The 20,794-nt window shown below is 70.3% G+C and carries 21 protein-coding genes; 6 read left to right on the forward strand and 15 right to left on the reverse strand.

Features of this window, described 5'->3' with window-relative positions:
• The first annotated feature begins 78 nt into the window (after positions 1-78).
• The 3 genes from BMW67_RS11565 (at position 79) to BMW67_RS11575 (ending at position 3,639) form a co-directional block, all read left to right on the forward strand.
• On the forward strand, positions 79-1,560 hold the full coding sequence (locus BMW67_RS11565) for a GH12 family glycosyl hydrolase domain-containing protein (RefSeq protein WP_177174506.1): 1,482 nt from the start codon (positions 79-81) through the stop codon (positions 1,558-1,560).
• A 64-nt stretch (positions 1,561-1,624) separates the two neighbouring features.
• Positions 1,625-2,404, forward strand: a complete 780-nt coding sequence (locus tag BMW67_RS11570) for an alpha/beta fold hydrolase (RefSeq protein WP_072747705.1) — start codon at positions 1,625-1,627, stop codon at positions 2,402-2,404.
• Between the two features lie 26 nt (positions 2,405-2,430).
• Positions 2,431-3,639 carry a serine hydrolase domain-containing protein gene (locus tag BMW67_RS11575; protein ID WP_072747706.1) on the forward strand — a complete coding sequence of 403 codons (1,209 nt, stop codon included), beginning with the start codon at positions 2,431-2,433 and terminating at the stop codon, positions 3,637-3,639.
• 9 nt (positions 3,640-3,648) lie between these two features.
• Here BMW67_RS11575 and BMW67_RS11580 read toward each other — a convergent pair whose 3' ends face one another.
• Positions 3,649-4,953: an ATP-binding protein gene (locus BMW67_RS11580; protein ID WP_072747707.1), complete on the reverse strand. Its 1,305-nt coding sequence runs from the start codon at positions 4,951-4,953 to the stop codon at positions 3,649-3,651.
• Positions 4,954-5,134: 181 nt separating this feature from the next.
• Here BMW67_RS11580 and BMW67_RS11585 point away from each other — a divergent pair, with 181 nt between their 5' ends.
• A complete protein-coding gene (locus BMW67_RS11585; protein ID WP_072747708.1) occupies positions 5,135-6,838 on the forward strand; it encodes a hypothetical protein in 1,704 nt (567 codons plus the stop codon).
• Positions 6,839-6,841: 3 nt separating this feature from the next.
• On the opposite strand, the gene BMW67_RS11590 is transcribed toward BMW67_RS11585, so the two are convergent.
• The 12 genes from BMW67_RS11590 to BMW67_RS11645 all read right to left on the reverse strand — a co-directional run bounded on the left by BMW67_RS11590 (position 6,842) and on the right by BMW67_RS11645 (position 17,532).
• The gene (locus tag BMW67_RS11590) at positions 6,842-7,366 is read right to left on the reverse strand and encodes a prepilin peptidase (RefSeq protein ID WP_072747709.1); all 525 of its coding nucleotides are present in this window, start codon (positions 7,364-7,366) and stop codon (positions 6,842-6,844) included.
• A gap of 83 nt (positions 7,367-7,449) precedes the next feature.
• The gene (locus tag BMW67_RS11595) at positions 7,450-8,301 is read right to left on the reverse strand and encodes a tetratricopeptide repeat protein (protein WP_072747710.1); all 852 of its coding nucleotides are present in this window, start codon (positions 8,299-8,301) and stop codon (positions 7,450-7,452) included.
• Complete coding sequence (locus BMW67_RS11600) at positions 8,298-8,873, reverse strand: tetratricopeptide repeat protein (RefSeq protein WP_072747711.1); 576 nt, start codon at positions 8,871-8,873, stop codon at positions 8,298-8,300. Before BMW67_RS11600 ends, BMW67_RS11595 begins: the two co-directional genes overlap by 4 nt.
• A complete protein-coding gene (locus BMW67_RS11605) occupies positions 8,870-9,985 on the reverse strand; it encodes a type II secretion system F family protein (RefSeq protein ID WP_083581404.1) in 1,116 nt (371 codons plus the stop codon). The genes BMW67_RS11600 and BMW67_RS11605 overlap by 4 nt, the downstream gene beginning before the upstream one ends.
• Positions 9,986-9,995: 10 nt before the next feature.
• A complete protein-coding gene (locus BMW67_RS11610; RefSeq protein ID WP_072747712.1) occupies positions 9,996-10,958 on the reverse strand; it encodes a type II secretion system F family protein in 963 nt (320 codons plus the stop codon).
• 18 nt (positions 10,959-10,976) lie between these two features.
• Entirely contained in the window at positions 10,977-12,386 is a 1,410-nt protein-coding gene (locus tag BMW67_RS11615; RefSeq protein WP_072747713.1) for a TadA family conjugal transfer-associated ATPase, read from the reverse strand.
• Between the two features lie 9 nt (positions 12,387-12,395).
• Positions 12,396-13,616 carry a CpaE/TadZ family protein gene (locus BMW67_RS11620; protein WP_072747714.1) on the reverse strand — a complete coding sequence of 407 codons (1,221 nt, stop codon included), beginning with the start codon at positions 13,614-13,616 and terminating at the stop codon, positions 12,396-12,398.
• Positions 13,617-13,739: 123 nt separating this feature from the next.
• A complete protein-coding gene (locus BMW67_RS11625; RefSeq protein ID WP_091764244.1) occupies positions 13,740-14,375 on the reverse strand; it encodes an OmpA family protein in 636 nt (211 codons plus the stop codon).
• 5 nt (positions 14,376-14,380) lie between these two features.
• Positions 14,381-15,802: a type II and III secretion system protein family protein gene (locus BMW67_RS11630; protein ID WP_072747716.1), complete on the reverse strand. Its 1,422-nt coding sequence runs from the start codon at positions 15,800-15,802 to the stop codon at positions 14,381-14,383.
• A 176-nt stretch (positions 15,803-15,978) separates the two neighbouring features.
• On the reverse strand, positions 15,979-16,812 hold the full coding sequence (cpaB, locus tag BMW67_RS11635; RefSeq protein WP_072747717.1) for a Flp pilus assembly protein CpaB: 834 nt from the start codon (positions 16,810-16,812) through the stop codon (positions 15,979-15,981).
• A 110-nt stretch (positions 16,813-16,922) separates the two neighbouring features.
• Positions 16,923-17,117, reverse strand: coding sequence for a hypothetical protein (locus BMW67_RS11640; protein ID WP_072747718.1), 195 nt, complete (start codon positions 17,115-17,117; stop codon positions 16,923-16,925).
• Positions 17,118-17,319: 202 nt separating this feature from the next.
• Positions 17,320-17,532 carry a Flp family type IVb pilin gene (locus tag BMW67_RS11645; protein WP_072747719.1) on the reverse strand — a complete coding sequence of 71 codons (213 nt, stop codon included), beginning with the start codon at positions 17,530-17,532 and terminating at the stop codon, positions 17,320-17,322.
• 165 nt (positions 17,533-17,697) lie between these two features.
• Here BMW67_RS11645 and BMW67_RS11650 point away from each other — a divergent pair, with 165 nt between their 5' ends.
• Positions 17,698-18,456, forward strand: coding sequence for a lytic transglycosylase domain-containing protein (locus BMW67_RS11650; protein WP_072747720.1), 759 nt, complete (start codon positions 17,698-17,700; stop codon positions 18,454-18,456).
• 36 nt (positions 18,457-18,492) lie between these two features.
• Here BMW67_RS11650 and BMW67_RS11655 read toward each other — a convergent pair whose 3' ends face one another.
• The gene (locus BMW67_RS11655; RefSeq protein WP_072747721.1) at positions 18,493-19,122 is read right to left on the reverse strand and encodes a CoA transferase subunit B; all 630 of its coding nucleotides are present in this window, start codon (positions 19,120-19,122) and stop codon (positions 18,493-18,495) included.
• Between the two features lie 2 nt (positions 19,123-19,124).
• Entirely contained in the window at positions 19,125-19,829 is a 705-nt protein-coding gene (locus tag BMW67_RS11660) for a CoA transferase subunit A (protein ID WP_072747812.1), read from the reverse strand.
• Between the two features lie 201 nt (positions 19,830-20,030).
• On the opposite strand from BMW67_RS11660, the gene BMW67_RS11665 reads away from it, so the two are divergent.
• Positions 20,031-20,666, forward strand: coding sequence for a hypothetical protein (locus BMW67_RS11665; RefSeq protein ID WP_072747722.1), 636 nt, complete (start codon positions 20,031-20,033; stop codon positions 20,664-20,666).
• The last annotated feature ends 128 nt before the right edge of the window (positions 20,667-20,794 follow it).

Here is a 20,794-nt window from a genome sequence, read left to right on the forward strand (position 1 = left end):
TCGCCCGCCCTTAACGGTTTGGCCAGCCCTTCGCGCGATGCTGGGCGCGGGTGAATGGGAAACATGGGTGGGGCCGGCATGGAACGCATGCTTGCCGCGGACGGCGCATGGGCTGCGCTGGACGATGCGGCCGTGATCAACAACACATGGGGGCGCGGCGCGCTGGTCAACGGGACGGACTACGCCCAGACCGTGCGCCATGGCGACTCGCTGGCCGACAGGGTGCGCTTCGACTGGAGCTGGCCCGAGGCCGATCCGCGCCGCGTCATGGCCTTTCCGGCCGTGTTCGCGGGCCAGCGCCCCTTCAACCGCGCGCAGGAGGGGGGCGCCGGCATGCCGGTGCGGCTCGAGGCCGTCGAATCGCTGACGCTCGACTACGCGCTGGACTGGGGCGGAGACGAAGGCGGCTTCAACGTCGCGCTCGACATCTGGATCTCGTCCGATCCGCTGTCGGGCGCCGGCGCCATCACGCATGAGGTGATGATCTGGCTCAAGCCCGCCGCCTTTTCGCCCGCGGGCGGGGCGGCCGGAAGCTCGGAGCTGGACGGGGCCAGCTATCTGCTCTCGATCCGCCCCGAGGACGCGGACGACCCGCATGACTGGACCTACGCCGCCTTCCTGACGCAAGAGCCGGTCAAGGCCGGCCGCGTGGACATCGGCGCCGCGCTCGATCACCTGATCGCGGGCGGGGTTCTGGACGGCGATCTGTGGCTGATGGATGTGGAGCTGGGCGCCGAGATCACGGGCGGTCAGGGCTGGCTCGAGATCTCGGAATTCGACCTGACGCTCGAGGCCGCGCCGGCGCCCGAGCCGATCCGGGGCGGGGCGGGCGCCGATCTGCTCGAGGGCGGCGCGCATGGCGACGTGATGGCCGGGCGCGGCGGCGACGACCGCCTGATCGGCGGCGACGGCGCGGACCTTCTGCGCGGCGGCGCGGGCGACGACCGGCTCGAGGGCGGGCGCGGCGCCGACCGGCTGGAGGGCGGCGCGGGGCGCGACCGCCTGAGCGGCGACGGCGGCGACGACCACCTGGCCGGGGGCGCGGATGACGACGCGCTGCTGGGCGGCCCGGGCCGCGACCGCATCCATGGCGGCGCCGGCGACGACGTTCTGCGCGGCGGCGCGGGCAAGGATTCGCTGCAAGGCGCCGACGGCGCCGACGCGCTCATGGGCCAGGCGGGCGCCGACGCGCTGCTGGGCGGCGCGGGCGACGATCTGCTGTCCGGCGGCGCCGGGGCCGACGCGCTGGACGGCGGCGACGGAAACGATCGCCTCTCGGGCGGGGCCGGGGCCGACCGGCTGCGCGGCGGCGCGGGCGACGACCTTCTGTCCGGCGGCGCCGGGGCCGATGCGTTCATCTTCGCGCCGGGCGACGGGACCGACCGCATTCTCGACTTCGACCCGAGCGAAGACCGCCTGATCCTGCGCGCCTTCGGCCTGACCGAGACGCCGACCGTGCAGGACGGCCCCGAGGGCGCGACGCTCACCATCGGCGACTGGACGGCGATCTTCGAGCATGTGGACGTCGACGCGCTGCATGCGGGGCATTTCATGCTCTGACCCCCGCCGCGGTTGAAGCGCGCCGGGGCGGCGGGTAAAGCTGGCCGCGCAACCGGAGGAGGCCATGCAGCTCAACGCCCTGATCGCGGAACCCGAAGACCGCGCGACGCGCCCGCCGCTGCTCATCGCCCACGGGCTGTTCGGGTCGGCCCGCAACTGGAACACCCTGGCGCGCAGGCTGGCGCAGGGCCGGCGCGTGGCGGCGGTCGACATGCGCAATCACGGCGACAGCCCCCGCGCGCCCACGCAAACCTATCAGGACATGGCGCAGGACCTGGCCGACTCGATCGAGACGCTGGGCGCGCCGGCCGACGTGCTGGGCCATTCGATGGGCGGCAAGGCGGCCATGGCCCTGGCGCTGCTGCGGCCGGAACTGGTGCGCCGGCTGGTCGTGGCCGACATCGCGCCCGTGCGCTACGGCCATTCGCATGCGCATTACATCGAGGCCATGCGCGCCGTGGACCTGTCGCGCGTGCGCCGGCGCGCCGAGGCCGACGCGCAGCTGGCCGAGCGGCTCGAGGACCGCGCCATGCGCGCCTTCCTGCTGCAAAGCCTGGCCGCAGGCCCCGACGGCGCGCGCTGGAAGCTCAACCTCGAGGCGCTCGAGCGCGCCCTGCCCGACATCATGGACTGGCCCGAGGCGCTGGACGCGCGCCGCTTCGACGGCCCGGCGCTGTTCGTGTCGGGCGAGCGCTCAAACTATGTGACCGAGGCCGGGCGCGCGCGCATCCGCGCCCTGTTCCCGCAGGCGCGCTTCGCCGCCATCCCCGGGGCGGGGCACTGGCTTCATGCCGAAAAGCCCCAAGAGTTCCTTGACGAGGTCGCCGCTTTCCTCGCAGCCTGAGCGCGTCGAAGGAAGGGAGCGATCGCATGCGCGTCAAATGGAAGCTGATCGGGCGCGTCGCGCTGGCCGCGGCGGCGCTGGCGGGCGCGGCGCTGGTGTGGAAGCGCGACGAGCTGGCGCGCCTTTACCGCGTCAACACGCTGTTCGCCGAGGACCGGATCGTCGACAACTTCATGCACATGGACCGGCTGTTCTGGACCGTGCCGGTCCCGCGCGGCGACGGTCCGGTGCGGCCGCTGCCGGCCGATCCGCGGCCCCTGCCCCAGACCTTCCGCCATGACTGGGGCGAGGAGCGCGTCGAGGACTACCTGGCGCGCTCGGCGACCACGGCGCTGATCGTGCTCAAGGACGGGCGCATCGCGCATGAAAGCTACCGGCTCGGCACGCGCCCAGAGAACCTGCGCATCTCGTGGTCCATGGCCAAGTCGGTGACCGCGACGCTGATCGGCGTGGCGCTGGCCGAGGGGGCGATCGATTCGATCGACGATCCGGCCGACAAATACGCCCCCGCCCTGGCGCAGGGCGCCTACGGGGGCGTGAGCATCCGCGACCTGCTGCACATGTCCTCGGGCGTCGATTTCGACGAGAACTACGCCGACTTCAACTCGGACATCAACAAGATGGGGCGCACGCTGGCGCTGGGCGGCTCGATGGACGCGTTCGCCGCCGGGCAGGAAAGGCGCGTCGCGCCGGCGGGCGAGAACTTCCGCTACGTCTCGGTGGACACCCATGCGCTGGCGATGGCGCTGCGCGGCGCCACCGGGCGCAGCCTGCCGCAATACCTGTCCGAAAAGCTGTGGGGCCCGATGGGCGCCGAGGCCGAGGCGCGCTTCGTCACCGACGGGCACGGCGCGGCCTTCGCGCTGGGCGGGCTGAACGCGCGCGCGCGCGACTATGCGCGCTTCGGCCTTCTGATCGCCGAGGGCGGCGCGTGGAACGGGCGCCGGATCGTGCCCGCCGAATGGATCGACGCGATGGGCCGGCCCAGCGCGCCGCCGCCCGCCCCGGGCTCGACCGAGCGCTACGGCTATGGCCTGCACTGGTGGATTCCCCCCGACGCCGCGCCGGGCGAGATGGTCGCGCGCGGCGTCTACGGCCAGTGGATCTACGTCAACCGGCCCGAGCGGGTGGTGATCGTCAAGACCTCGGCCGACCGCAACTTCATGAAGGAGGACCGGCGCGCGAATTACGAGGCCGCCGCCTTCTTCCGCGCCGTGACCGCCGCGCTGCGCTGACCGCGGCGGTCAGACGCTTTCGTCGACGTAGAGATTGTCCCACGCCTCGTCCAGATAGGGGATCTTCAGCGCCCGCGGCTCGCCGTGATAGTCGCACGCGGCCAGCGTCTGGTCGATCAGATAGGGCGCGTGATAGGCGGAATAGGTGATGTCGCTGTTGCCGTAGAGCTCGTTGATGATGTGGTTGAGCGCAGCCTCGTCGGGCGCGACGCCGTAGCGGCGGCACTGGCGCAGAAAGATCTTCACGAACTCCTCGCGCTTGGGGCGGTCGACCAGGATCTTGTAGTAGATGCGCCGCAGGCCCGCGCCGTCGACCAGCTGCGTCGGCGCGATGTTGGTCGAGAAGATCATCAGCGTGTCGAACGGCACCTGGAAGCTCAGCCCCGAGATCAGCGACAGGTAGTCCACCCCCTCTTCCATCGGCACGATCAGACGGTTGATGAGCTGCTGCGGCGTCTCGCGCTGGCGGCCCAGGTCGTCGACGATGAACACGCCGTTCGACGCCTTCATGTGCAGCGGCGCCTGATAGGTGCGGCTGGCGGGGTTGTAGCGCAGGTCCAGCATGTCGACGGTCAGCTCGGCGCCGGTGACCACGGTGGGGCGCACGCACTCGATGAACCGCAGGTCCGGCGCGTCCGAGCCGTAGATGTCCTCGAGGCGGATGTCGTCCGGATCGTCCAGCGGGCGGTGCACGTTCGGGTCGAAGTAGAGGATGATGTCGCCGTCGACATAGATCGCGTAGGGCACCAGGATGTCGCCCTCCATGGCGCGCGCAAGGGCGTGGGCGTAGCTGGACTTGCCGTTGCCGGGCGGGCCGTAGAGCAGGATCGAGCGGCCCGAATTCACCGCCGGTCCGAGCCGGCCGAGCAGCCCCTCGGGCAGGACCAGGTCGCCGAAGCTCTGCTCGAGCCGCTCCTTCGAGATGCGGCGCGACTTGACCGACTGCGCCGCCACCGCGCGGCGAAAGCTTTCGAGCGTCACCGGGCAAGGCCCCGCATAGTCCTGACGCGCCAGCGATTCGACCGCCCAGGAGCGGCCCTTGTCCGTCAGCTCGTAGCGCATTTCCGAGCGCATGTTCCCGCCCAGCTGGCCAAGCGTCGCCAGAAGGCGATCGTCGCGCATGGTCTGGAACAGCTCGGACATGACCACGCCGGGCAGGCGCACCGCCTTGCACACGTCGGTCATGGTGGTCAGACCGCGCCGATAGATGACCTTGAGGCACAGATCGACGAGGAATTCGCGGCTCAGCCCGGTTTCCTCGATGGTGGCCGGCGCCGCGGGCGAGAAGGCGAAATCGCTGGTCTGCACGGTCATGACGCACCCGTTTCCCGATTGCAAAGCGGAACTCTTGCGCGCGAGGGGGAAAGCTCCGCGCGCTCCGAGTCAACCGGAAGCGGCGCGGCTGCGCAAGCGTCATCGACATGCGAAATCGCGCGCCCGCGCGGCGAAATCTGCTATCACGGGGCCGTTCGCGTTCAATGCCCGGAGCCGCCCGATGACCGATCCCCGCGTCCCCCCCGTTGCCGCCCGCGACGCCGCGCCCGACGACCCGCCGCCCGGCGCGGCCGCGCTGGCGGGGCTGGCGCTGGGGCTGGGCGCGGCGGGGGCCTTGATGGCGGCCGCGCTGGCGCTGCCCGGACAGTTGGCGGTGCAGCAGCTTGGGGGCGACATGCTGCATCTGCTCGACGGGCTGGCGCGGATCCGGCTGGGGCAGATTCCGAACGTCGATTTCTCGACCCCGCTCGGTCCGCTCGGCTTCCTGCCCATCGCCATGTGGGACGCGCCGCCCGCGCGCGCGCTGGCGTTCGGGCAGGCGACGGCCGCCGCCGCGATCATCCCCTTCATCCTGTGGCTGGCGCGCACGCGGCTGAGCGTGGCGTCCGCGTTCTGGCTGGGCGCGGCGGCGATGCTGTTCGCCACGGCGGCGGCATGGTCGGCGACGGCCTACGCGCCGACCATGGCCATGCACTACAACCGCTGGGCCTGGGCGCTGTTCCTGGCGACCGCGCCGATCCTGCTGCTGACGCCGCGCCGTGGCCGGGGCCTTGACCTTGGGGACGGGGCGGCGCTGGGCCTGGCCGGCGCCGCCCTGCTGACCCTCAAGGTCACCTACCTTGCCTTCCTCGCGCCCGCGGCGCTCATGTGGGCCGCGCTTTGGGGGCGCTGGCGGGCGCTGGGCTGGGCGATGGGCGTCGGGCTTGCGGCCGCCGCGGCGATCTTCGTCGCCTCGGCGGGGTGGAGCATGGCGTTGCAGGCCGCGCTGGGCTATGCGGGCGATCTGTGGAGCGCGGCGCGCTCGGACGTGCGCCCGGCGCCGGGCATGGGGCCGCTGCAGCTGGCCACCACCCCCGCCGGCGCGCCGGTCACGCTGGCGCTGGTGGCCGCGGCGCGCGCGCTGCAGCTGTGCGGCCTGCGGCGCGAGGCGCTGATGATGGCGGCGGCGTCCCTGTCCATCGTGCTGATCGCCTGGCAGAATTTCGGCAACGCCATGATGGGCGCGCTGGTCGCCGCGCCGGTCCTGGCGGCGGCGGCGCACAGGTCGAGGCCGGGCGCGCGCTTCTTCGGCGCCCCGGCCCCGACGGCGATGCGGGCGCTGGCGCTGTGGATCGTGGCGACGCAGGCCCCGACCCTGCTGGCCTTCCAGCGCAGCCTGTTCAGCGGCTGGGCCGTGACCGAGGAACGCCACGCCGCGCTGTTCGCCGACGCCGGCGCGCCGGGCATCTTCTTCGAGGACGCCCGCGGCGAGATCCGCGGCCAGATCATGCTCGAGCCCCCCCGGCCAAGGCAAGGCGAGGCGGGCGACGACGACGCCGAGGACGCGGACGAGGGCCCGCGCAGCCTGGCCGGGCGCCGCTTCAACGCCTGCTCGGCGTCGCGCGGCTTCGAGCGGCTCGTGAGCATGGCCGGCGCGGCGATCGCGTCCCAACCCGCGCTGCGCGGGCGCACGGTGCTGACCGCCGATCTCATCAACCCGGTCTGGTGGGCGGCCGGCGCGCCGCCGCAAAAGGGCGCCCAGCTCTGGGCCTATGCGCCGCTGGGACCGGCGCTCGAGACCATGGACCTTCTGGCCGTCTCAACCTGTCCGGCTGCGCCCAAGGCCCGCAACCGCATCATCGACGAGATCGCCGCCGCGGGCATCCCCCTTCGCCCGGCGCTGGACCTGCCGCACTGGACGATCTTCGAACGAGTCGTTCCGTGATCGCTAACCCCAGAGCCAGAAGGGCGCCGGCACGTCGGGCGCGCGCGCGCGCAGGATCAGATAGCTGATCATCGCCGCGCCGATCGAAACGCCCATGGGGAAATGCGCGCCGCGGCGCAACGCCTTCCAGCTGCGCGCGCGCCCCTCAAGCGCCGCGCGCGCCGCCATCAGCGCCGCCAGGCCCACCCCCAGCCAGAACGCCAGCAGGAACAACGCGGCGGCCGCGTCGTCGGGCCGCACGAACAACGCGCAGGCCGCCAGCAGCTTGGCGTCGCCGCCGCCCATGCGGCCGAAGAAGAAGAACGCATAGCACGCCGCCAGCACCGCCAGCGCGCCCAGCGCGCGCGCCTGGACCTCTTCCGCGCCCAGCGCCCAGAACGCGAAAGGCGCGAACAGCGCCGCCGTCGCCCCGGTCAGCCAGTTGGGAATGCGCATCCGCCGCAGATCCCACCACATCGCCGCCAGCATGAGCGGGCCGAGGACGGGGAGCAGCGCCGCCTCGGGCGCGTCGAGGGAAGGCAGGGTCATCACGCGGCGAACGCTCCTGCGCGGCCATGACGCCGGCGGGGCCGGGCGCGGCGGCCGCGCAGCGCCGCGCCCCCCGCATCACGCTACTCGTCAAGCGCGGCAAGCTTGGCCGCCGCCGCCTCGAAATGACGCGGATGGGCCTCGACCGCCTCGGCGAACAGGCCGCGCGCCACCGCCTTGTCGCCCTGACGCAGGGCCAGAAGGCCCAGATTGTGCTTGAGGATCGCGCGCTCCTCATCGGTCATGGACACCAGGGGCAGGCGGTAGCGGCGCTGCAGCCCGTAGGTCAGCGCCAGATTGTTCTTGGCGCTGAACAGCGACGGATCATAGGTCAGCGCCTTTTCGAACGCCTCTTCGGCGCCGGCGAAATCGCCGCGCGCCATCTTCGACACGCCCCAGTTGTTGTAGACCGGCGCGGGCTGGGCCGCCATCTGGCGCGCGCGCTCATAGGCGGCGTCCGCGGCCGCCCAGTCGCGGCGATGATCGGCCAGAAGGGCCTCGAGCATCAGGCGCCGCGCCGAAACGAAGCCCTCGGGCAAGAGCGCAAGCTGCGCGGCCACGTCGTCCCACTGTTCGAGCCGGGCCAGCGCATGGGCGTATTCGACCCGGTCGGCCGGCTGCGCGCGCCCCGCCTCGATCAGCGCGCGGAAGGCGAGACGCGCCTCGGGATACTTGCGCGCGCGCATCAGCGCATAGGCGTAGCCGCGCTGAAGATCCTCGCGGTCGGGGTTCTGGGCCAGGGTCTTGCGGAAATACTCGACCGCATCCTCGGCATCCGCGACCGTGAGCATGATGTCGTTCAGGTTCAGATTGTCGATCGGGTTCGTGTCGAGCCTTGCGGTCTTCGCGTCCTGCGCCCCCTGCTGGGCGCAAGCCGACAGAAGGCCGAGCAGGACGAAGGCGGCAAGTCCGCGCGCTGCGCTGCGGGCGATCATGAGGGAAGCTCTCCTTCGCGGGTCATGATGTAAAGGCCCCCGCCAAGGGGCACGACGTCGTATTCGCGCCGCTCGGGCGGCTCGGCGCCGGCAAGGCGCGCCTGTTCGGCCTGCATGGCGATGGCCGCGTTCGCCGCGATGTCGCCGCGCGCGCCGTCGGTCAGGGCGAAGGCGGCCTCGAACTGGCGGCGGGCGCCGGCATAGTCGCCCAGATCGAACAGCGTCGCGCCCAGATTGTTGCGCAGCATCGCATCGTCCGGGTAAAGCTCGACCCCCCGCGCGAAGATGCGGCGCGCCTGACGCACGCGCCCAAGCCGCAAGGTCGCCACGCCCAGCCCCGCCAGGACGCGAGGGGTCGCCCCCTCTTGCGCCATGGCCAGGCGAAAGGCCTTGAGCGCCGGTTCCGCCTGCCCCTCGGCCAGCAGGCGCAGGCCATGCTCGGCCGCGCCGACGCCCTGGGGCGGGATGGCCGGCGAGGCGGCGGCGCGCGCCGTCGGGCCGGGGGCGGGCGCGCAGCCCGCCAAGGCCGCGGCGGCCAGCGCCGCGCACAGCGCGCGCGCCGCCCGCGTCATCGGCCGAACCCGGTCAGCGCGTTGACGATGTCGACCAGCGACGGGCCGATCAGGATCAGCATCAGCGGCGGCACCGTGAACATCATGGTCCCCAGCGTCAGCTTGGTGGGCAGAACGTTGGCCTTCTCCTCGGCCCGCATCAGCCGCTTGTCGCGCATCTCGGCCGCATAGACCCGCAGCGCCTCGGCGACCGAGGTGCCGAAGGTGGCCGACTGCACCAGAACGGTTACGAAGCTGGACACGTCGTTCACGCCCGTGCGCTTGGCGAAGTCGCGCAGCACCGTCGCGCGGTCCTTGCCCGCGCGCATCTCGCTCGAGATGATCTCGAACTCTTCGGCCAGCGAACCATGGGCGTGCTTGATCTCCTTCGAGACGCGCATCAGCGCCTGGTCCAGCGACTGCCCCGCCTCGACGCAGATCAGCATCAGGTCGAGCGCGTCGGGAAAGCCGTTGCTGATCTCTTCCTGGCGCTGCTGCTTGCGCCGCGTCACCCAGTAGGACGGCGCCAGATAGCCCAGCCCCATCGCGCCGCCGGCGACCATCAGGTAGGTGGCCGGCTCGACGCCGTCCTTGCGCAGGCTCAGATAGCCGATGGCCAGAAGCACGAACAGCAGCGCGAACAGACCGCGCGCCAGGTAGAAGGTGCGCACCGCGCTGCGCGAGCGATAGCCCGCCTGCAGCAGCGTGTGCCGGATCGAGCTGAGCTCGGCCTCGTCCTTGGGCTCGAGATACGGGGCCAGGGCCTCCAGCTTGCTGGACCCCTGGTCGTAGCGCAGCTTGACCACCTGCTCGCTGCGCGACTTGAGCCCGCGCATGTTGATGTGCGGGCGGCCCAGCTTCTCGATCGGGTCCTGCTTCTTCTTCAGTAGGAGCGGCGTGGCCGAGGCGATCAGGAAGGCGGCCAGGGCGGCCAGCGCATAGACCGGGCCGAGGGGGCCGAAGGCGCGCGTCAGAAAGGCGATGATGAGGTCGGGAATCGAGCCTCCGCCCGCCGCCGGCGCGCTGGCCGGCACGATGGGCGTCGGCGCGGCCTGCTGCGCCAGGGCGCCCGCGGCCCCCAGCGCCAGCGCCGCCGCGGCGGCGATCAACCTTGCATGTCGCACGCGCGCCATCCGCCCTCCCCTAGACCTTGATGTTGACCATCATGCGCATGAAGATGACGTTCAGCACGAGCATGACGGCCACCGCGATGGTCGCGGGCACGAACAGCGGATGGTCCACGACGCCGTCGTAGTAGTCGGGCTTGACCAGCTGCACCACGATCAGCGCCAGCACCGGGAAGACCGACAGGAACCAGCCGGACCAGCGCGCCTCGGCGGTGATGGCCTTGATCTTGCGGAACAGCTTGAAGCGCGCGCGGATGACGTTGGACAGGCCCTCCAGGATCTCGGCCAGGTTGCCGCCCGACTGGCTCTGGATCATCACCGCCACCGCCAGGAAGCGCAAGTCCTGCAGCTCGACCCGCTGGGCCAGCCGGTCGAGCGACTCGGTCACGTCCATGCCGTAGGTCGCCTCGTCGGCGATGATGCCGAACTCGGTGCCGATGGGGTCGGGCATTTCCTGCGCCACGATCGAGATCGCGGCCGAGAACGGGTGGCCGATGCGCAGCGAACGCACCATCAGCTCGACCGCGTCGGGCAGCTGCTCTTCGAACAGGGCGATGCGCTTCTTGGCGCGGTTGCGCAGCCACACGAACATGATGAAGTAGCCCATCATGACCGCCACCGGAATGCGCACCGCCTGCGCGGCGCTCGAGAACCAGCTCAGCGCCAGGTAGGACAGGCCCATCGCCGCCAGCATGATCAGCGTGATCATGGCCGGCGACCAGGCGATGTTGGCCTTGGCGGCGTAGTCGAACAGCGGCGCCAGCAGCGGAACCGACGCGGCCCCCTCGTGCTGCTCGCGCTCCTTGCGCAGCTGGGTCAGGACCTCTTCGGGGTCGCCCCCCTGCTCGAGCAGCTGAAGGCGCCGGTTGACCTTCTTGGCCTGACGGACGGACTTGCCAAAGGCCAGAAGATACAGGCCCTCGACCATCAGGAGGACCCCGATGAATACGAAGGCGAAAACCAGCGGCTCGAGCGACATGCGGCGCGTCTCCTCCGATCAGCCCAGGCGCCGGTTGGGCTTGTAGATGTCGTTGGGCAGGTCGTAGCCCCACTGCTTGAAGCGCTCGGCGAAGGCCGAGCGGATGCCGGTGGCCACGAAATGGCCGATGATGCGGCCGTCAGCGTCCACGCCCTCGCGCTGGAACTTGAAGATTTCCTGCATGGCGATGACGTCGCCCTCCATGCCCGTGATCTCGGAGATCGACATCATGCGCCGCGAGCCGTCCGACAGGCGCGAGACCTGCACGATGACGTGGATCGCCGAGGCGATCTGCGCGCGCACCGCCCGCAGCGGGATCTCGACGCCGGCCATCAGCATCATGTTCTCGACGCGCGCGGTGGCGTCGCGCGGGTTGTTCGCGTGGATCGTGGTCATCGAGCCGTCATGGCCGGTGTTCATGGCCTGAAGCATGTCCATGACCTCGGCGCCGCGGGTCTCGCCCACGATGATGCGGTCGGGGCGCATGCGCAGCGCGTTGCGCAGAAGGTCGCGCTGCGTGACCTCGCCCTTGCCCTCGACGTTGGGCGGGCGGCTTTCCATGCGGCCCACATGGGTCTGCTGCAGCTGAAGCTCGGCCGTGTCCTCGATGGTGACGATGCGCTCGTTGTTGTCGATGAAGCTGGACAGCGCGTTGAGCGTGGTCGTCTTGCCCGAGCCCGTGCCGCCCGACACCAGGATGTTCAGCCGCGTGGCCACGGCGGCCTGCAGATAGGCGGCCATCTCTTCGGTGAAGGCGCCGTTGGCGATCAGCTTGTCGATCGACAGCGGCTTTTTCGAGAATTTGCGGATCGACAGCAGCGGCCCGTCCACCGCGCAGGGCGGCACCAGCGCGTTGACGCGGCTGCCGTCGGCCAGGCGCGCGTCCACCCAGGGCTGGCTCTCGTCCACGCGCCGGCCCACGGCCGAGACGATCTTGTCGATCACGCGCAGCAGGTGCTTTTCGTCCTTGAACTCGACATCCGTCAGCTGAAGCTTGCCGAAACGTTCGACGAAGACCTGCTTGTGGCCGTTGACGAGAATGTCGGTGATGGTCTCGTCCTTGAGCAGCGGCTCGAGCGGACCGAGGCCCGTCACCTCGTCCATCAGCTCCGAGGTCAGCTGCTCGGCCTCGGCGGCGCTGAGCACCACGCCCATCTCGCGCAGCCCCTCGCGCGCGATGGCGGCGACCTCGCGGCGCAGCTCGGCCTCGGGCACCTTGTCGATGATCGACAGGTTGAGCGTCTCGAGCAGGCGGCGGTGCAGATCGACCTTGATGGTCAGAAGGCGCTGGCGACGCTTGGCCTCGCGCGACACCTCGGCGGCGTCGGGCGACGCGGCGGCGGCGGCCTTGCGCAGGCGGCCGGGCTCCTCCTCGGTCTTGCGGGCGATGGGCGGCGGCGGAGCGGTCTTGGCGTAACGCTTGAACATGCGGCCTCCTTACGCGATCGCCGCCTGCGCGGCGGCAACGCTTTCGGACAGCGTGCGCGCGACGCGGCGGATCTCCTTGCGCAGCGGGTTCGAGCGCGCGTAGATCTCGAGCGGCGAGCCATGGTCGCAGGCCTGCGTCACCGTCTTGCCGCCGTCGGGCAGCATGATCGAGTATTCGATGCCCAGGCTTTCGGCCATCCGCTTGACCCGCGCCTTGCCCGACATGTCGGCGAAGCCCGGCGCGCGGTTCATGATGAAGTCCAGCTTCTCGATCGGCAGATCCTCGGCCTTGAGCGTGCGCAGGAAGCGCAGCATGTTCTGGGCCGAACGCATGTCGATCTCCATGGACACGAAGAAGCGCTCGGCCGCGTGCAGCAGCGTCTCGGTCCAGTGGGTGAGGGTGGTGGGCATGTCCACCACCACGAAGTCGTAGGAGTGGGTGGCCAGCGAAAGCAGCTTCTTGACGTCCTCGGGCCCGATGATGTCGAGCGGCAGCGCGTCCATCGGCGCGGTCAGCACCGCCAGCCGCTTCTGGAAGCTGGTGAGCGCCGAAGCCAGGCTGTCATGGTCCATGGCCTCGGCTTCCGAAAGCAGCTCGAAGATCGATTCGAGGCGCGGCAGGTCCAGATAGGTGGCCACCGAGCCATACTGGAAATCGAAATCCATGATGCAGACGCGCTTGTTGGCCTTGCGCGTCTCGAGCGCCAGCTCCCACGCCAGGTTCACCGCGAAGGTCGTCGAGCCGACGCCGCCCGACACGCCGTAGACCGGCAGCACCACGCCGCGCCGCCCGCGGCCCTTGCCCTGCCCCATCTCGGCCGCGGCGTCGCGGTTGCGCAGGCGCTCCATGGTCTCGGCCAGCGCGCCCTCGGGGGTCGGATAGGGCAGGAAATCGTCCGCGCCCGCGCGCATCAGCGCATGCATGGCCGCCGGGCCGATGTCCTTGGCCAGAAGGATCACGGGCAGACCCGCCGCCTTGACCGCGGCGATCAGGGTCGCGATCTCCTTCACGCGGCCCTCATCGGCCGCGTCCACCCCCACCAGCACGGCCTCGAGCGTTTCGGGCGCGCCGGCGGCGAGAAGCTTGCGCATCTCGGCATAGCCGATCGGCGCCCAGGAATCGTCGGGGAACTCGCCGCGCAGCTCGTCGCCGATCGCCTGGAAGACCGCGAAATTGTCCGCCACCGCGTAAAGCTCGACGGGCCTGGACTTGATTCGACGCAACTGCATGGGTCACAGCCTTCGCTTGATGACGCGGGGCCGGGGCGCGCGCGGCGCGCCCGACCTGAACGCCGCGCGCGGCCGGCGCCGCGCGCAACACGGGCCGGGCCGCCATCGGCCCGGCCTCCGGGATCAGCCGCCGCCGGCCGTCGAGGTGGCCTTGGCGAATTCTATGCGGTCGAAGGTGTATTCCTTGTAACCGAGCAGGGCGCGCTTGCCGTCCATCGGATCGCCGACATAGCCGCGCTCGAACCCGGCCACTTCGGTGACCGCGCGACGGTTGCGGCGCTCGCGCTCCTCGGTGGGCACGACGGGCTCGCGCTCGCCGCGGCTTTCGACCGCGTCGAGGCGGTTGCGCTCGACCCCCTTCGAGACCAGGTAGCGCACCACCGCGCGGGCGCGGCGCAGGCCGAGGCGGTCGTTGTAGGCCTCGGAGCCGACCTTGTCGGCATGGCCATAGATGCGCATGCGCACCTTCGGATGCGCCTTGAGCCACGCCGCCTGCGCGTCCAGCGCGCGGCGCGCGTCCGCGTCCAGAACCGCCTTGTCGAAATCGAAGGTCACGGTGTCGGGCGCCTCGGCGCGGAACTTGTCCGACATGGCCACCAGGCGCCGGTCGGCATAGGCGTAGGCCGCCTGGCCGATGACGTTGGAGGCGGTCGCGGCGCCGAAGGACGCCCCCGTGGCGGCCGAACCGGCGGGACGGTCGGCGCAGGCCGACAGCAGCGTTGCGGCGCCCAGCGCCGCGGCAATGACAATACGCGTCATCTTCATCACTCCATCACATAGCCATAGGCGCCCTCGAAGCCGCCGGCGGCGACCGCGCCCGCCGGGCCTTCAAGCTTGCCGAACAGGAACAGCTCCGACTCGTCGGGGATCGCGATGCGATCGGTCGGAAGGCTCAGCGCCTCGCCCGCCGTCGGGGTGACGAGATGCGCGGTGACGATGATCACCAGCTCGGTCTGGCGGCGCTGGTAGTCGCTCGAGCGGAAAAGCGTGCCCAGCACCGGAACGTCGCCCAGCCACGGGATCTGGTTGGCGTTGTCGATGAAGTCGTCCTGCAGCAGGCCGGCGATGGCGAAGCTCTCGCCGTCGCGCAGCTCGATGGTGGTCTTCGAGCGGCGGGTCGAGAAGCCGTTGTAGGTGAAGCCGGCGCTCTGGACCACGATGCTGTTGTCGATGGCGCTCGATTCGGCCTCGAGCTCGAGATTGATCAGATCGTCGTCCACCACCGTGGGCGTGAAGGACAGGCTGACGCCGAAGGGCCGGTATTCGACCGAGATGCCGTCATCCGAGCGCACGGGGATGGGATAGTTGCCGCCCGCCAGGAAGGTGGCGTTGTCGCCCGACAGGGCCACAAGGTTCGGCTCGGCCAGCGTGCGCGCAAGGCCCTTCGATTCCATCGCGTCGATGGCCAGGTTGGCCACGAAGCCGCCCGCGGCGAAGCCCAGGCGCACGAGGCCGTCGGGCGAACCCGAGGGCGTGTATGAGGTGGACAGGCCCGCGCCGCCGCTCCCGCCGGGCACCGGACGGCCGGGGACGTTGACGCCGCCGATATAGTCGCCCGTGTTCGTGTTCAGGCCGAAATTGCCGGCGGTGAAGCCCAGCGCCCAGTTGAAGCCCAGCTCCTTGGACGCGCTGCGCTGCACCTCGGCGAAGCGGACCTTGAGCATGACCTGCTGCGTGCCGCCCACATTCATCATGTTCGACACGCGGCCCGGGGCGTAGCGCTCGGCCAGCTCCATGGCGCGCGCCAGCTTGGCCACGCCCGAGACGGTGCCCGAAAGCACGATCCCGTTGTTGGCGGCGCGCACCTCGATGGGCTCGCCGGGCAGGATCTCGCGCAGGCGGGTCTTGAGCTCGGCCAGGTCGGGCGAGACGCGGATGGTCAGATTGGCGATCAGCCGCCCGCCCGCGCCCAGCAGCGTCAGCGTGGTGCGGCCGGGCTGCTTGCCCAGGACGTAGATCGTCCTGTTCGAAAGCGCGGCCACGTCGGCGATGCCCGGATTGGCCACCGACACCTCGGCGAAGGGCTCGGCCGCCTCAAGCACCACCGCCCGGTTCACATCCACGGCCAGGTCCCGCGACGCGGCCCCCTGCGCGACTCTCAACACCGACGACTGCGCATCGGCTCCGCCCGACGCCGCGACGACGGCCAGGGCCGCCGCCACACATGCTGCACGCAACACATTCATACTCGCTCTCCCAGAGGCAGGCCCGCGCATGACCACAATCACGCCACACGCATCGATACATCGCAGACTTTAGCAACGCCTGCGTTAAACACAAGCATTCAAGGGTTTACGAAGAGAAGCTCGGGAAGTTTCCCGATTTTCTTCAGATCAGGTTCAGAATTTGGCGAATCCGGCCATCATTCGACGGTCACGCTTTGCAGCTCCGCGGCGCCGCGACGCACCTTGACCTTCAGCTCTTCGGGCTCGGGCGCGGCCGGCGCGTCCGCGACCGCTTCGGGCTCGTCGCCCAGAAGATCTTCGCGCGTGATTCCCTCGGCGTCCGAGACGTCCTGGGCGCCGAAGCCGCGCAGCGCCAGCGTGATCTTGCCCAGGCTCTGCGCCAGGGTCAGCTGCTCGACCTGGCGCGGGGTGACCTGAACCGTCACCGTCCGCGCGACCCGGGCGTCGATTCGGTCGCGGTCGGTGTCCTGGTCGACCGCGATCACCTCGATGTTCTGCATCAGATACTTGGTCTTGATGCCCTCGTTGCGGTCCTTGTAGGTCAGAATCACGTCGATCCGCGTGCCGGGCAGCATGAAGCCGCCGATCGACGACACCGCGTTGACCTGAAAGGTGTGCGCCCGCATCCCCGGATCGAGCAGCGCGGCGACGGTCGCCTTCTCGCCGAAGCCGGTGACCTTGGACTTCAGGATCGGCTCGTTCGGCTCCATGCGGCGCAGCACCGTGCGCGGCTCGCCGCCCTCGACGAACAGGTCCTCGAGCCGCTGAAAGCCGTTGGCCGGCGCGGCGTTCTTGGGCCATTCGACCATGCGCACGCTTTTCTCGGTCAGCGGCTCGCCATAGCGCAGATCCTTGGCCGCCACCGCGATCTTGACCGTCGGGATGGTCCTGATCTTGGGCTGCTGCGCAAGCTGGGCCTGAGCCTGCTTGAACATGCCGTACATGTAGTAGACCGATCCGCCCGCAAGGGCGAAGCCCGCCAGCAACACGAGGATGGCGATCATACGCATGGGTCACGTCCTTCGCGAAAAGCCGCCCGACGCGGATGGCGCGGGCGGCTTTCGTTCTTACACCAGGGCGGGGCGCAAGTCACCCTGCCGCGGATCGCGAGGCGACGGCGTCAGCCGCCGGTCACGTTCGAGTACTGAAGCTCGGTCGAGATGCTGCTGACCAGCGACGAGATCTGACCGTCCAGCACGCTGATGGCGCCGATCGCCAGCACGACCACCGCGGCGGTCAGCACGACCCAGTCCACGGTCACGGCGCCGGACTCGTCGGTCACGGCGCGACGGAGCTTCGAAATGATCCAGTTCATGTTGCTTCCTTCCGATGCACACCACGACGTTCCACATGAACGCCGTTCACTTGAACGCTTGGCGCAGGGCGCCTTCATCGCGGCATCCCCGGCGGCCCCCCGGCCGGCCGTGACGCGCTCCGAAAGCCTAACCGCGAATCATCCGTTTGGGAACCTGTTTATGAATGCCGCCTTGACGGCGAAGCGGAACGCGCCCGAATCTTCAGTCCCCGAACAGGCTGACGCCGTAGGCGCTGACCTCGCTTGCCGAGGCGTCCACGATGTCGGCGAAGCCGAGCCAGACCGGCCCCACGGCGAAAATGAATGCGACCACAACCATCGCGGTCAGAACAACCCAATCGACGGTGACCGCACCCTTCTCGCATGCGACGAACCGCCTTGGCGTCTTGCGCGCCACGCAATCGACAATCATCATGGACACTCTCCGGCCGAACCCGCGCCGTCGTTACGCTGGCGTTCAGAATAGCGAGGTTCGCCGCAAACGGGAAGGCGTGAATTCGGGATGATGGGCGCGGGATCCTGGCGCGGGGGCGGAGGCGCGCGGCGCGGCGGGGGGTGGACGCCCCGGGCGGCTCGCCAAATGATTGCAGCGGCGCATCTTTTTGCAGCCATCGCGGGCGCCGCCTGCCTGCCGGCGAAGGCGGCCGGCCTGCCGGTCGTGCGCAGCGCTCCGCTCGAATCGGATTTCTCGTTTCGCCGCGTGCGCCCGCCGGCGCCCGGCGCGCGGCGGCGAATCATCTTCGAGACTCCGCCCGCGGCCGCGCCCGCCGCGGTCGATGAGTTCTGGCGCCGGATCGATCCGCGCCTGTCGGCCGCAAGCCCCGACCGGCTCGCGGCCGCGGCCCGGTCCGCGCGCGAATCGGTTCGCGCGCCCCAGCCCGAGGCCCTCGAGCACGTGGCGCGCCGGCACGGCCTGGCGCTGACTCGGGCCGAGGCCCGGCGGCGCGTCTCGCGCGCGTTGCTGATGGCGATGATCGCCGTCGAATCGGGCGGGAGGGAAAATGCGCGCAGCCCCGCCGGCGCCCTCGGGCTGATGCAGCTCATGCCCGCCACCGCGCGGCGCGTCGGCGTGCGCGACCCGCTCGACCCGGCGCAGAACATCGCCGGCGGCGCCGCCTATCTGGACATGCTGCTGCGGATGTTCGACGAGGACGCGGTGCTGGCGCTTGCCGCCTACAATGCCGGCGAGAACGCCGTGATCAGCCATGGCGGCGTGCCGCCCTGGCCCGAGACCCGCGCTTATGTTCCGAAGGTCCTGGCCGCCTTCGCGGCCCTTGGCGAGCGGCTGTGCTCCGCGCCGCCGCGCGGGCCGCGCGATCCTTGCCCGCCCGCGCCGTGAAGGCCGGCGGCGCGCGGCGCGCCGCCGGCGCGGCCGTCATTCGACCAGCGTCGCCTCGGTGTTGGCGCGCAGCTCGTCCATGGTGACGCCGGGCGCCAGCTCGACGACCTTGAGGCCGCCCTCCACCACGTCCAGAACGCCCAGATTGGTGATGATCCGGTCGACCACCCCCTTGCCGGTCAGCGGCAGGGTGCATTCCTTCAGCACCTTCGACTGGCCGTGCTTGTTGGCGTGGTCCATCACCACCACCACGCGCCCGACGCCGGCCACCAGGTCCATGGCGCCGCCCATCCCCTTGACCAGCTTGCCGGGGATCATCCAGTTCGCCAGATCGCCGGTCTCGCTGACCTCCATCGCGCCCAGGATCGCCATGGCGATCTTGCCGCCGCGGATCATGGCGAAGCTTTCGGCGCTGTCGAAATAGGCCGAGTGCGGCAGCTCGGTGATCGTCTGCTTGCCGGCGTTGATCAGGTCGGGGTCCTCTTCGCCCTCGTAGGGGAAGGGGCCGATGCCCAGCATGCCGTTCTCGGACTGGAGCGTGACGTGCACGCCCTCGGGAATGTAGTTGGCCACCAGCGTCGGAATGCCGATGCCCAGATTGACATACATGCCGTCCTCGAGCTCGCGCGCCGCGCGCGCGGCCATCTGATTGCGGTCCCAGGGCATGCTCAGGCCTCCTCGCGCTTGCGCACGGTGCGCTGTTCGATGCGTTTCTCGTGATCGCCCTTGATCAGGCGGTGCACATAGATGCCGGGCAGGTGGATGTGGTCGGGATCGAGGCTGCCGACGGGCACGATCTCTTCGACCTCGGCGACGCAGATGCGGCCGCATTTCGCCGCCGGCACGTTGAAGTTCCGCGCCGTCTTGCGGAAGATCATGTTGCCGGTCTCGTCGGCCTTCCAGCCCTTGACGATGGCCAGGTCCGCCACGATGGCGCGCTCGAGGATGTAGGTCTTGCCGTCGAACTCCTTGTGCTCCTTGCCCTCGGCGATGACGGTGCCCACCCCCGTGGCGGTGTAGAAGCCCGGAATCCCAGCGCCGCCGGCGCGCATGCGCTCGGCCAGCGTGCCCTGGGGCGTGAACTCCAGCTCCAGCTCGCCCGACAGATACTGGCGCATGAACTCGGCGTTCTCGCCCACATAGGACGAGATCATCTTGCGCACCTGGCGCGTCTGCAGCAGCAGCCCCAGGCCGAAATCATCCACGCCCGCGTTGTTCGAGGCGATGGTCAGATCCTTGACGCCCGAGTCGCGGATCGCCGCGATCAGGTTCTCGGGAATGCCGCACAGGCCGAATCCGCCCGCCGCGATGGTCATTCCGTCGAACAGGAGGCCGTCAAGCGCCTCCTGCGCCGAGCCGTAGACCTTCTTCATGTCCATCCTCCGACTGCGGCGGCCCCGCGGCCGCCCCTTCCGTGCGGGCAAGTTCTCGGACAGGCGGGCGCGCAAGTCAACGCGCGGCCGGTTGCGCGAAACGACCGGATTGGTTTCAACTCGGGTCAAGGTCAACAAGGGCGCGACCCTTCCGGCCTGCGCCGCCAGGGTCGCGCGAAACCCGCCATGCGGAGAATCGAGATGATCAGACCCATTCTTTTCGCCCTTGCCGCCGCGACGGGGCTTGGCGCCCAGGCCGCCAGCGCCCTGCCCGTGACCGATTTCACCGGCGACTACGCCTTTTCGAACTTCTCCGTGACCCGATACGGCGCGTTGGGCTGCGCATCGGGCCTCGTCGTCGTCAACGGCGCGCAGTCGGTCGACATCGGCGGCTGCAACGACGACACCGGCGAAGCGGCCTGGATCTCGTTCACCGCCGCGTCGCAGGACGCCGGCTACGTGAATTTCTCGTATGATCTGAGAAACTTCGACGCCGAGGGGCCCGGCTGGGACTTTTTCTACATCACGCTCAACCATCTCGAGCACAACCTTGGCGGGGCGGATGCGACCGACGCCGGCCCGATCAGCTTCGCGGTCGCGCCCGGCGACGTGTTCGGCTGGATGGTCCATGCCGTCGACGACATCGCCGGACCGTTGGCGGCGACGATCAAGGGCTTTTCGGTCACGAGCGCCCCGACGGGCGCGGTGGCGAGCGGCTTCGCCGATCTTGCGCCGAACCCGGTCCCGGTTCCCGGCGCGCTGGGGCTTCTGGCGATGGGGCTGGCGGGCCTGGCCGCCGCCGCTCGCCGCCAGAGGGCCCGCCGCGCCGCGGCCTGAGGGCGGCGCGGACCGGCGCCCCCGCCGGGCCGGCCGTCGCCCCCGATCGACGGCGCGGGGTTTGCCGGCCCACGTGCGCGGCGCTATGACTTGGCGGCGAAGATCGCCAAGGCAAGCCTGGGAGGCGC

It is taken from the genome of Oceanicella actignis (genome assembly GCF_900111545.1).
Taxonomy (GTDB): Bacteria; Pseudomonadota; Alphaproteobacteria; order Rhodobacterales; family Rhodobacteraceae; genus Oceanicella; species Oceanicella actignis.

Excerpts from the sequence above, each read along its gene's own strand:
- BMW67_RS11615 (WP_072747713.1), bottom strand. The coding sequence starts at position 12,386 with ATGTTCAAGCGTTACGCCAAGACCGCTCCGCCGCCGCCCATCGCCCGC.
- BMW67_RS11660 (WP_072747812.1), bottom strand. The coding sequence starts at position 19,829 with ATGAAGAAGGTCTACGGCTCGGCGCAGGAGGCGCTTGACGGCCTCCTG.
- BMW67_RS11575 (WP_072747706.1), top strand. The coding sequence starts at position 2,431 with ATGCGCGTCAAATGGAAGCTGATCGGGCGCGTCGCGCTGGCCGCGGCG.
- BMW67_RS11645 (WP_072747719.1), bottom strand. The coding sequence starts at position 17,532 with ATGATGATTGTCGATTGCGTGGCGCGCAAGACGCCAAGGCGGTTCGTC.
- BMW67_RS11650 (WP_072747720.1), top strand. The coding sequence starts at position 17,698 with ATGATTGCAGCGGCGCATCTTTTTGCAGCCATCGCGGGCGCCGCCTGC.
- BMW67_RS11655 (WP_072747721.1), bottom strand. The coding sequence starts at position 19,122 with ATGCCCTGGGACCGCAATCAGATGGCCGCGCGCGCGGCGCGCGAGCTC.
- BMW67_RS11600 (WP_072747711.1), bottom strand. The coding sequence starts at position 8,873 with ATGACGCGGGCGGCGCGCGCGCTGTGCGCGGCGCTGGCCGCCGCGGCC.
- BMW67_RS11665 (WP_072747722.1), top strand. The coding sequence starts at position 20,031 with ATGATCAGACCCATTCTTTTCGCCCTTGCCGCCGCGACGGGGCTTGGC.
- BMW67_RS11625 (WP_091764244.1), bottom strand. The coding sequence starts at position 14,375 with ATGACGCGTATTGTCATTGCCGCGGCGCTGGGCGCCGCAACGCTGCTG.
- cpaB (WP_072747717.1), bottom strand. The coding sequence starts at position 16,812 with ATGCGTATGATCGCCATCCTCGTGTTGCTGGCGGGCTTCGCCCTTGCG.
- BMW67_RS11585 (WP_072747708.1), top strand. The coding sequence starts at position 5,135 with ATGACCGATCCCCGCGTCCCCCCCGTTGCCGCCCGCGACGCCGCGCCC.
- BMW67_RS11630 (WP_072747716.1), bottom strand. The coding sequence starts at position 15,802 with ATGAATGTGTTGCGTGCAGCATGTGTGGCGGCGGCCCTGGCCGTCGTC.
- BMW67_RS11570 (WP_072747705.1), top strand. The coding sequence starts at position 1,625 with ATGCAGCTCAACGCCCTGATCGCGGAACCCGAAGACCGCGCGACGCGC.
- BMW67_RS11565 (WP_177174506.1), top strand. The coding sequence starts at position 79 with ATGGAACGCATGCTTGCCGCGGACGGCGCATGGGCTGCGCTGGACGAT.
- BMW67_RS11595 (WP_072747710.1), bottom strand. The coding sequence starts at position 8,301 with ATGATCGCCCGCAGCGCAGCGCGCGGACTTGCCGCCTTCGTCCTGCTC.
- BMW67_RS11610 (WP_072747712.1), bottom strand. The coding sequence starts at position 10,958 with ATGTCGCTCGAGCCGCTGGTTTTCGCCTTCGTATTCATCGGGGTCCTC.
- BMW67_RS11580 (WP_072747707.1), bottom strand. The coding sequence starts at position 4,953 with ATGACCGTGCAGACCAGCGATTTCGCCTTCTCGCCCGCGGCGCCGGCC.
- BMW67_RS11640 (WP_072747718.1), bottom strand. The coding sequence starts at position 17,117 with ATGAACTGGATCATTTCGAAGCTCCGTCGCGCCGTGACCGACGAGTCC.
- BMW67_RS11590 (WP_072747709.1), bottom strand. The coding sequence starts at position 7,366 with ATGACCCTGCCTTCCCTCGACGCGCCCGAGGCGGCGCTGCTCCCCGTC.
- BMW67_RS11605 (WP_083581404.1), bottom strand. The coding sequence starts at position 9,985 with ATGGCGCGCGTGCGACATGCAAGGTTGATCGCCGCCGCGGCGGCGCTG.
- BMW67_RS11620 (WP_072747714.1), bottom strand. The coding sequence starts at position 13,616 with ATGCAGTTGCGTCGAATCAAGTCCAGGCCCGTCGAGCTTTACGCGGTG.